The 9,965-nt window shown below is 65.3% G+C and carries 8 protein-coding genes and 1 pseudogene; 2 read left to right on the top strand and 7 right to left on the bottom strand.

Annotated elements, in window-relative coordinates; translation table 11 throughout:
• Positions 1-126: pseudogene (locus ACXJL8_RS23540) on the bottom strand (poly-beta-hydroxybutyrate polymerase); the annotation flags it as partial.
• Positions 123-506 (bottom strand): hypothetical protein, encoded by a 384-nt coding sequence (locus ACXJL8_RS23535; RefSeq protein WP_456619276.1) that lies wholly within the window; start codon positions 504-506, stop codon positions 123-125. The gene ACXJL8_RS23535 and the pseudogene ACXJL8_RS23540, both read right to left, overlap by 4 nt.
• A 175-nt stretch (positions 507-681) precedes the next feature.
• Here ACXJL8_RS23535 and ACXJL8_RS23530 point away from each other — a divergent pair, with 175 nt between their 5' ends.
• Positions 682-1,602, top strand: a complete 921-nt coding sequence (locus tag ACXJL8_RS23530) for an alpha/beta fold hydrolase (protein WP_456619277.1) — start codon at positions 682-684, stop codon at positions 1,600-1,602.
• 128 nt (positions 1,603-1,730) lie between these two features.
• Entirely contained in the window at positions 1,731-2,195 is a 465-nt protein-coding gene (locus ACXJL8_RS23525) for a nuclear transport factor 2 family protein (RefSeq protein WP_456619278.1), read from the top strand.
• 106 nt (positions 2,196-2,301) lie between these two features.
• Here ACXJL8_RS23525 and ACXJL8_RS23520 read toward each other — a convergent pair whose 3' ends face one another.
• The 5 genes from ACXJL8_RS23520 to ACXJL8_RS23500 all read right to left on the bottom strand — a co-directional run bounded on the left by ACXJL8_RS23520 (position 2,302) and on the right by ACXJL8_RS23500 (position 9,899).
• Entirely contained in the window at positions 2,302-2,976 is a 675-nt protein-coding gene (locus ACXJL8_RS23520; protein WP_456619279.1) for a spermidine synthase, read from the bottom strand.
• A 129-nt stretch (positions 2,977-3,105) separates the two neighbouring features.
• Positions 3,106-6,342: a bifunctional cytochrome P450/NADPH--P450 reductase gene (locus ACXJL8_RS23515; RefSeq protein WP_456685664.1), complete on the bottom strand. Its 3,237-nt coding sequence runs from the start codon at positions 6,340-6,342 to the stop codon at positions 3,106-3,108.
• Positions 6,343-6,495: 153 nt separating this feature from the next.
• Entirely contained in the window at positions 6,496-7,491 is a 996-nt protein-coding gene (locus ACXJL8_RS23510; RefSeq protein WP_456619281.1) for an alpha/beta fold hydrolase, read from the bottom strand.
• Between the two features lie 10 nt (positions 7,492-7,501).
• Positions 7,502-9,052: a WS/DGAT/MGAT family O-acyltransferase gene (locus ACXJL8_RS23505; RefSeq protein ID WP_456619282.1), complete on the bottom strand. Its 1,551-nt coding sequence runs from the start codon at positions 9,050-9,052 to the stop codon at positions 7,502-7,504.
• Between the two features lie 46 nt (positions 9,053-9,098).
• On the bottom strand, positions 9,099-9,899 hold the full coding sequence (locus ACXJL8_RS23500) for an esterase/lipase family protein (protein ID WP_456619283.1): 801 nt from the start codon (positions 9,897-9,899) through the stop codon (positions 9,099-9,101).
• Positions 9,900-9,965 lie beyond the last annotated feature (66 nt).

Raw genomic sequence — 9,965 nt, 5'->3', positions numbered from 1 at the left:
CCCGAGCGCGGGGCCCGACGTCGAGAAATATTCGACACCCTTGATGCTGCGCTGGATTGCGCGCTGCACCTCCGACTGGATGCGTTCCGGGATCGAGGCAAGGTCAAGTCCCGTCGGCGCGTTCATTTGGGCTCTCCGCCTTCGGAGGGCGGGCGTTTCGTCCGCGGCGGCCGCGGCGCACCGTCGAAGCCTTGCGACAGTCCGGATCCTGCCGCCATCTGGCTCAGCATCAACTTCATCTCGCCGATCTGGGCCTCGATGGACTGTAGCCGTTCCGCAAGACCCGTGACCTGCTCCCGGCTCGGCAGATTCATACTGACGAGGTATTTCTCCATGAGCTCGCCGAGCTGCTTCTGAGCACCTGCAGCAACGCCGCCGGCCCGGTTCACGGCTTGCGAAAACTCGGGCGACGACATGGCTTGATTGGCGAAGGAGTTGAACCCCTTCTCCATCTCGCCAACCATCTTCTGCCACATGGCGACAGGGTCGTTGATCTCTTTGGTCATTGCGTCCTCCACCTCGCGCGGGCTTTGGCGCCCTTCTTTTCCCGCCATACCATACCCTTGTCGCGAGCCGGTCAACCTGCGAGACGCCGTCCTGGCGTCGCGCGGAAGGCTTCTTTGCCGCAGCAAACCATGCGATAGAACGAACATCGTGCAACCCGTTTCCGAGGAGCGGTCCGTGAACGCCTGCGCCCATCAGCCGCCCCAGACCGTCCGCGCCAATGGCATCGACATCTGCTACGAGATCTTCGGCAACGACAACGCCGAGCCGCTGCTGCTGATCATGGGGCTCGGGGCGCAGATGATCCATTGGGACGATGCGTTCTGCGAGCAGCTCGCCGTGCACGGCTTTCGCGTGATCCGCTTCGACAACCGCGACATCGGCAAGTCCAGCCATCTCACCGGCGGCAAGCGCCTGACGCCGCTCGAGCTGCTGAAGCTGCGCTTCCTCAGGATTCCCGTGGCCGCAACCTACAAGCTGATCGACATGGCCAAGGACACGGTCGGCTTGATGGACGCGCTTGGCATCAAGTCGGCGCATCTGGTCGGCGCCTCCATGGGCGGCATGATCGCGCAGGAGGTGACGCTGTCGTTTCCGCAGCGCGTGCGTTCCCTGACCTCGATCATGTCGACGACGGGCAATCCGCGGGTGCCGCCGCCGACACGCGAAGCCGCCGCGATGCTGATGGCGCCGCCGCCGCGCAGCAAGGAGGAATTCATCGTCCGCTACGGCGAGACCTGGAAGGTGCTGCGCGCCGGTTCCTTTCCGGAAGAGGAGGCGCTCGATCCTGATCGTGCCGAGCGCGTGTTCGCGCGCGGGCTCAATCCGGCCGGCGTCGGCCGGCAGCTCCGCGCCGTGCTCGCCTCGGGCAGTCGCAAGGAACGGCTGCACGGCGTCAAGACGCCGACGCTGGTGATCCACGGCACCGTCGATCCGCTGGTGCGGCCGGAAGGCGGCAAGGACACGGCGGCATCGATCCCAGGCGCCAAGCTGTTGATGATCGAGGGCATGGGCCACGCCCTCCCGATGCGCTTCTGGCCGCAGATCATCGGCGCCATCGACAAGCACGCGCATGGCGCGGCGGCGCGGGCGGCGTAGACCGACGCGAGCAGTCTCCTCGCGGTGACCATGTGAGCTGCCGGTTACTCTCTTAACGCGCGCCGGCGTGAAAGCTATACAGGCCTCCCTCAATCGCAAGACAGAGGCTGCGGCCTCTCGGAGCTCACATGCATCTCATCGTCCGGTCGGCCGCAATGATCGCGGCTTCAGCTGTCATGCTGTCCCTCGGCAACGGGGCCGCGATAGCCGGCAGCGCGCAAGAAGAAGCCAATCGCAAAACCGTGCTTGCCTTCTACGAGAAGGGCCTCAATCAGAAGGACGCCGATGCAGCCCTCGCTTATGTCGGCGACCGCTACGTCCAGCACAATCCAAACGCGGCCGATGGCCCGGACGGCTTCCGGAAGTTCATCGGCTTCCTGCGCGAGAAATTCCCGAACTCGCACAGCGACATCAAGCGCAGCTTCGTCGACAGCGATTACGTCATCCTGCACGTACACGCGGTTCGCGAGCCCGGCACCAGGGGCAACGCGATCGTCGACATCTTCAAGCTGGAGAACGGCAAGATCGTCGAGCACTGGGACGCCGTTCAGCCCATCCCCGAAACTCCCGCGAACAACAACACGATGTTCTAGCTCGGAAGCGTAGCCCGGATGGAGCGCAGCGTAATCCGGGACCACCTTGCGTGCGGATCGGCCGTCCCGGATTGCGCTTCGCTCCATCCGGGCTACAAATAACCGCCTAGCTCGTCCGCGCGATCCAGATCACATGCCGCGCGCCGCCGCCCCTGCCGGTGGCGCGGATATTGACTTCGTTGACGTCGAAGCCGGCGCCTCCCAGGCGCTTGGTGAATGCCGGGTTCGGCCCCGAAGACCAGACGGCCAGCACGCCGCCCGGCCGCAACGCCGTCTTCGCCGCTTTCAACCCGCTCGCATTGTAGAGCCCATCATTGCCCTTCCGGGTCAGCCCCTCCGGCCCGTTGTCGACGTCGAGGAGAATGGCGTCGAAGGCCGACCGGTGCCCTCGGATGATCTCGGCGACATCGATCTCCCGGATGCTCACCCGGGGATCCTCGAGGCTGTCGCCAAAGACTTCCGCCATTGGACCTTTCGCCCAGGCGACCACCGCCGGAACGAGTTCAGACACCACGATCCGGGCCTTGCTTCCAAGCACGGCAAGTGCCGCGCGCAGCGTAAAGCCCATGCCGAGGCCGCCGATGAGCACATGCGGCTTTGCGGTCTTCTCGATCTGCTTCGCCGCAAGCGTCGCGAGCGCGGCCTCCGAGCCCGACAGGCGGCTGTTCATCAGCTCGTTGGTGCCGAGCTTGATGGAAAACTCCTTGCCGCGGCGCATCAGGCGGAGCTCCTCGTCGGAGCCGGGGATTTTGGCGGTGTCGAGCTTTTCCCAGGGAATCATGGAAGAGCTTTAGCACGATTTGCTTCGTAGCCCGGATGGAGCGAAGCGCAATCCGGGAAACACTCTCGTGAGGAAAGACCGGCCCGGATTTCGCTTCGCTCCATCCGGGCTACGGGACCGCACCTTCGGTTACCCACCGGCCCATACGTCGAGCACATAGCGGTTGTTCGCACCGAGATCCTCGATCCAGCGCGCGCCGGCGGCGACATCGCTGCCGGTCTTCTCGCGATGGATCGCAACCAGCGCAGCCTTGACGTCCGGCTCCATTTTTCCGCCATCACCGCAGACGTAGACGATCGCGCCCTGTTCGATCAGGCTCCACGCCTTGTCCTTCTGAGCGGCGAGCAGATGCTGCACATAGGTCTTCGGTCCCCCCGCGCGCGAGAACGCAGTGAACAGCTCTGCGATGCCGCTCRCCGCCATCGCCTTCAGCTCGTCGGCATAGAGATAGTCCTGCTCGGGATGACGGCAGCCGAAGAACAGCATGGCCGGGCCGAGGCCAGCGCCCTTCGCCTTGCGCGCGGCGCGCTCCTGGAGGAAGCCCCGGAACGGCGCAAGTCCCGTGCCCGGGCCGATCATGATGATCGGCACCGATGTATCGTCCGGCAGGCGGAAGCCGGCCTTGGTTTCACGTACCGTCGCGTAGACCGTGTCGCCCGCGCGGCGATCGCTGAGATAGTTGGAGCAGATGCCCTTGTAGAGGCCGCGCCCGGACGTGGCCGGACCGCCGACCACACCGACGGTGATGCTGCAACGCGCAGGGTCCACAGATGGCGAGGACGAGATCGAGTAATAGCGCGGCGCGAGCAGCGAGAGCATTTCGAGATAGGCGTGGAACGGCAGCTCGCAGGCCGGATATTCGATCAGAAGATCAAAGACCGATTTGCGCCTGGCCAGGATCTCGCCGCGATAGCGCTCCCCGGCCTCCGCATCGTCGCCGATGAACCCCAGCAGTTTCGGCTTGGTCACCGGGCAGCGGGTATGCTCCGACATGATCTGGATCTGCTTTCGCGTCGCGACCTGCTGAAGCTCGACGAAATCGGTCAGCAGCTGGCCGACCGAGACGCTGTCGCCGACCGGCAACTGCGCGCGGCGTCCCTCGGCGACCCGCAACCTGATCTGGTCGGCGGGGAGGAAGCCGAAGCGGCGCGCGACGGCGTCGACCAGCGCCGGATCGTTGCGCGGCACCACGCTGAGATGGTCGCCGACGCGGTAGCTCGCGCCTTGCGCCAACTGCACCTCGATGTGCCGCGTCGAGCGCTCGGACGGATTGGAGCCGCTCTTGTTTTGAAGCTCGTCGTTGACGAGCACCTTCATCGCCACGGCGCCGCCAAGGGCCGCGATCGCGTTGACCGCGCCGGGCGCGACCGGCTCGACCCTGTAGAGCGGCTCGTCGTCGGCGCTGCGGCTGAAGTTCGACGAGAGCCCGAACTCCTTCATTGCCGCCGGCGCAAGCGCGGCGAACCATTTCTCGAACTGGCCGTCGAGGTCACTCCTGGCATCGCCCTCGCCGCGCGCATGGACGCCGCGCGCGCCGCGGGCCGCGAGCTGCTCGTCGATGAACCGCGGCACGGACTGGTAGGTCGCGGCCCAGTCGCTGTTGCCGCAGCCGAACACGGCGTAACGCACCTTCGACAGCGCATCCTTCGATGCGTCGCCGTGCAGCCAGTTGACGAATTGCGTGGCGTTGTCCGGCGGCGCGCCATTGTAGGAGGCGCAGAAGATCAGCACGCCGCCCTCCTCCGGCAGCTTGCCGGCATGGTCGTCGAGCGGCGCGAGCTTGCTGGCAAAGCCGTTGACCTCGGCAAGATCGGCGACGCGGGTCGCCAGCTCTTCCGCCGTGCCGAGATTGGAACCGTAGAGCACGAGGAGCGGCGTATTGTGTCCGGGCCGCGCGGTCGCACGCGGCGCCATGGTACCGGCACTCGTCGTCGCCACGGCAGGACCGCCATAGGCGCCGCGCTCACGATCGGCGCGCGGCCGGACCTTGATCTTGAAGCCTTCCGGCTTCATCGTCAGCGTCTCCTTCAGATGCATCTGGTAGCGCCGATGGTCGATCAGCCTGAAGCGCTGGAGGATCATGCCGAGCGCAAGCGCCGCCTCATGCATTGCAAAGCCGCGACCGATGCAGGCGCGCTGGCCGTTGCCGAACGGCTTCCAGGCATTGATCGGCCGCTTGGCCTCCGCCTCGCGGCTGAAATTCTCGGGGTCGAAGGCGTCGGGATTGGGACCCCAGACCGAGGGATCGCGATGCAGCGCCGTCACCAGGATCGTGATGAAGGTGCCCTTCCTGAGCTTGTACTGGCCGCCACCGATGATCTCGTCCTTGAGCGGCGAGATGCCATAGGCCGGCGCCGGCGGCCACAGCCGCAGCGACTCTTTCAGTATCTGCGTGATGTAGGTGAGCTGCGTGACCTGCTGATAGGTCGGCCGCGCATCGACATCGGGGCCGAAGACGCGGTCGACCTCGTCATAGGCCTTCTTCAGAATGTCCGGATGCTTCAACAACGCATAGAGCGTGCAGGACAACAGGCCGCTGGTGGTCTCGTGGCCCGCGATCAGGAAGGTGTTGATCTGGTAGCGGATGTTGACGTCGTCGAGCTGCTCGCCGGTCGCGCGGTCGACGCCGGTCATCATGGCCGCGAGCATGTCCTTCTTGTCGTCCGTCGCTTCGCCGCCCTTGCGGCGCTCGGCGATGATCTCGTCGACCATCTTGTTCATGAAGGCGACGTCGCCGGCCATCGTCTTGCGCCGCTTCTGCATCCAGATCTGCTCGAACGGCAGGCCGCGCGTCATCATGATGGTTTCGAGCGAACGCACCAGCGACTCGACGAAGGGGTGGTAGTCACGCCGGTAGAACGAGTTGAAGCGATAGTCGAATCCGCACAGGCCGATGGTATCGAGCGTCAGCGCGGTCATGTCGTGGACGACGTCGATCTCGTCGTCGGCGTTGAGCCGCTCCCATTTCTTGACGAGCTGCTCGGCGATATCGACCATGCTCGGGTGATAGGACTGCATGGCGCGGTTGCCGAAGGGCTGCAGCAGGATGTTGTGCGCCTTGGTCCAGTTCGGCTCGTTGGTATCGGCGGTGAACAGGCCGTCGCCGCCGACCGCACGGACGCGCCGCAGCGCGCCGCGCACCGCCTTGTCGAAGCGCTTCTCGTCGGAGAGCTCCTCGACGAGATCGTGACCGGAGACGACGACGATCGGCGAGCCCATCATGTCGAGCCAGAAGATCGGGCCCAGCTCCTTGGCGAGCCGGGTCAAATGCTGCACCGGCGCCGCCGAATCCAGCGACAGCATGTTGCCGACCACCGGCTTGGCCGGCGGCTGCGGAATCGGGTCCAGTCGGTTCGTGGATGACATTGACGTGCGTTTCCCCCTCAGTAACCCTCGTCGTTGCGAGGAGCCGTTGCGACGAAGCAATCCAGACTTTTACGCGGAAAGATTCCTGGATTGCTTCGCGGAGCCTGTCATCGGGCCGCGCTTTGCGCGGACCCGCTGGCTCGCAATGACAAATTAGCCGAACCGCCTTCTACGCCATTCGATCAGCTTGGCACTGACCTCCTCCGGCTTYTCCTGCTGCGTCCAATGGCCGCTGTCGCGGACCAGATATTTTTCGAGATCGGGAATGAATTTCTCCATGCCGTCCGCGGAAGACGGCGGCAGCACCGCGTCGTTCTCGGCCATGATCATGAGCGACGGCACACGCACGGTGTGATCGAGTCCTTCGGACCGCACCCAGTTGCGCGACATGTTGCGGTACCAGTTGATGCCGCCGGTAAAGCCGGTTTTGGTGAAGGCGTCGACGAACACCTTCTTCTCGTCCGGCGACAGGATCGGCGTGCGCGGATCGTGCTTCGCGTCATAGCCCGCGATCATCTGCGGAAACGCCAGATTGACCCGCGGCGAAGCGCCGACACCGGCGATCACTTCCTCCGCCGGCGCATCGGGCGGGCGCGGCGCCGGCTTGCGCATGAACGCATCGAAAGTCTGCTCGACGCGGCTGCCGAAAATCCTGTCGGCCTCGCGCGCCGGGTCCTGGAATTGCACGATGTACATCTTGTCGCCGAAGCGCGCGCGCAGCAATTCGATCGGATCGGCCCAGGCGCGATTGGTATGGGGCGTGTTGATGCCGACCACGCCGGCGACCCGGTCGATGTGCCGCAACGGCATCTGCCAGACGATGAAGCCGCCCCAGTCGTGCCCGACGAAGATCGCCTTGTCGATCCCGAGATGATCGAGCAACCCGACGAGATCGCCGGTCAGGTGCTCGATGTCGTAGTCCTCGACCGGCTCGGGCCGGTCGGTCGCGCCGTAACCGCGCTGGTCCGGCGCGATCACCCTGATGCCGGCCTCGCTCAGCGCCTTGATCTGGTGGCGCCAGGAGAAAGCGAGCTCCGGCCAGCCGTGGCAGAGCACCACAGGCGGCTTGTCGGAGACCGGGCCCGCCTCGTAATACCCCATGCGGATTCCGTTCGTCTGCACGAACTTGAGCGGTGGCATTTCAATCATCGCAGCATTCCTACTCAGCAGCGCCCTTGATGTCGGCCGCCGGCGGCGCATAGGCCGCCTCCAGCGCGGCGAACTCGTCCGGCAGCATGTCGCACATCACCTGCACGTGCGGAATGATGTTGGCGCCGACGATGAAGCCGAAATCGAGCTGGTCGCGATAGCTCTGCACGGTGATGTTGAGCGCCTGCCCGTGTGTCGAGATCGACACCGGGAAGATGTGCAGGAGCTCGGCACCGGCGGCGTAGAGCGTCTGCCGCGGCCCGGGCACGTTCGACACCGTGATGTTGGCGGCCGGCGGCAGCACGTCGGACAGGTTCGAGCGGCTGTAAAGCAGCGCCAGGATCTGCACCATCATCGGCGCGCCCAGCATCGAGATGTTCGAGACCTGGGGCATCAGCGCGCGCAGCGGGTGCGACATCTCCTTGGATTTGGTCGACTGCGCTATGATGGCTTCGAGCCGCGCCTTGGGATCCTCGATATTGGTCGCGATCGCGCAGATCATGCCGAACACCTGGTTGTTGGCCTCGGTGTTGCCCTCCTCGCGCAGCGAGATCGGCACGGCCGCGGTCAGCGATTTCGCGGGAAGCGTGCTGTACTCCTTGAGGTAACGCCGGACCACGCCGGAGGCGAGCGCCAGCACCACGTCGTTGAGCTTGCCGCCGGCCTGTTTGGCCAGCGCCTTGGCGCGCGACAGCGAAATCGACACGCCGGCAAAGCTGCGTTCGGACGAGATCGTCTTGTTCAGCATGGTCGGCGGCGACACCATGCTGGCGAGGCTCTCGCGCGACTTCGGATCGGAGATCTTGCCGAGCACGTCGGAGACGCTCTTGACCATGGTCGGGATGTTGCCGGCAAAGCGCACCGCGCTTTCGATCTGGTACATCGCGTTGTCGAACAGGATCGAGCCGATGTCGCTCTTGCCGGTACGCGGCAGCTGCAGGTTCTTGGCGGCGGCCGAGGCGTCGAGCGGCTGGCTGAACAGCTGCTGATAGGAATCGAGCAGGTTCGCCGCGATGTCGCGCGGCTCCTGTCCGGGCTTGGTGCCTCCCGCGGGCGGATCGACTTTCCGCGGCACCGGCGAGATGTCGTAGATCATGTTGGTCAGGGCCGCGCCGGCGCCGCCGTCGATGGCGGCATGGTGCATCTTGGAATAGAGCCCGACCTCGTTGTCCTTCATGCCCTCGAACACGTAGAACTCCCAGAGCGGGCGGGCGCGGTTCAGGAGCTTGGCGTGCATCCAGCCGACGATGCGTTCGAGCGTGGCGCGGTCGCGCGGCGCCGGCAGGCTGGCGCGGAAGATATGGCGGTCGATGTCGAACTGGTCGTCCTCGACCCAGGAGGGATGGTCGATGTCGAGCGGCGCCTTCTCCAGCCGCGCCTTCAGGATCGGCGCGATGTGCAGGCGCGAGACGATCATCGCCTTGAAGTCTTCGAAGAAGTCGCCCTTGTAGTCGTCGGGCAGGCGAAAGATCGCCATGCTGCCGACATGCATCGGCATTTCCGGCGTTTCCAGATAGAGAAACGACGCGTCCAGCGACGACAGCTTCTTACCGTCAGCCATGGTTCCCTCCCGAGTATTTGACGGGCGCCTTGAGCAGCGCTTCTCGTCAGGTGGATATTGCCCGTTCCGGCGGGGCATATGCAATGGCAAACGGCCCGGCCCGGTCAAATGGCCAGAACTCCCCCTCCGGTTGCGCCAGGCGGTCCGCCACGGCCCATAGCGCTGCGGGGTTGACCCCGAGCCCGATATGGCTTGCCAGGTGCACCTCGATATTCTCGGCGCGGTCGGACGGGCGCAACAAGCAGGTTCGCCAGTTCACGACGCCGTCGGCGCGCGAATAGATCGACGTGGCAGGCACCGGAAGATCGCCGGCGATCGCCTCGCGCGCTTCCGCGAAATCCTCGACCCGCTCGCCGGACAGCGCCTCGTAGAGCCGCGTCGCATTGGTCGCCCGCACGTCGTTGGCAAAGGGGCTGCCGAGCGTGACGACGTAGCGGACCATGTCAGGCGCCTGAAGCGCCAGATCGCGAGCGTAGACACCGCCGAGGCTCCACCCCACCAAGCTCACCTTGCGTCCGGTCGCGGCATGGATCTCGGCCAGCCGGGCACGCATCGCCTCCCGCATCCGTCCCAGGCCGCCGAGATTGCGGCCCATCCGCCAGGCATGCGCCTCGTAGCCGAGTTCGCTCAGATAGCGCCGCATCGGCGCCATCGAGAGGTCGCTGGCAAGAAAGCCGGGTAACGCCAGCACAGGATGGCCGTCGCCCCTGGGCGCACGCATCAGGACCGGCGACAGCAGGACGCTGGCGTTGAACTCGAACAGTCCGCGGACCTCCGCGAGCAGGAGCCCAAGACCCGGCGGACGAAGCCCGCTTGACGCCTGTGCTCCGTCCCGCTCGATCGGCATTACTTCTTCTTGTCGCTGCTGCGCGTCCCGCCGAGGCCGGCCATGGTGACAAACATGTCCTGAAAC

The organism is Bradyrhizobium sp. P5_C11_2, assembly GCF_054049755.1.
This window is presented reverse-complemented; position numbering and strand designations above follow the sequence as displayed.

What these genes read in the sequence shown, in the direction of transcription:
- ACXJL8_RS23520 (WP_456619279.1), bottom strand. Translation starts at nt 2,976, where the DNA reads ATGATTCCCTGGGAAAAGCTCGACACCGCCAAAATCCCCGGCTCCGAC.
- ACXJL8_RS23505 (WP_456619282.1), bottom strand. Translation starts at nt 9,052, where the DNA reads ATGGCTGACGGTAAGAAGCTGTCGTCGCTGGACGCGTCGTTTCTCTAT.
- ACXJL8_RS23500 (WP_456619283.1), bottom strand. Translation starts at nt 9,899, where the DNA reads ATGCCGATCGAGCGGGACGGAGCACAGGCGTCAAGCGGGCTTCGTCCG.
- ACXJL8_RS23535 (WP_456619276.1), bottom strand. Translation starts at nt 506, where the DNA reads ATGACCAAAGAGATCAACGACCCTGTCGCCATGTGGCAGAAGATGGTT.
- ACXJL8_RS23525 (WP_456619278.1), top strand. Translation starts at nt 1,731, where the DNA reads ATGCATCTCATCGTCCGGTCGGCCGCAATGATCGCGGCTTCAGCTGTC.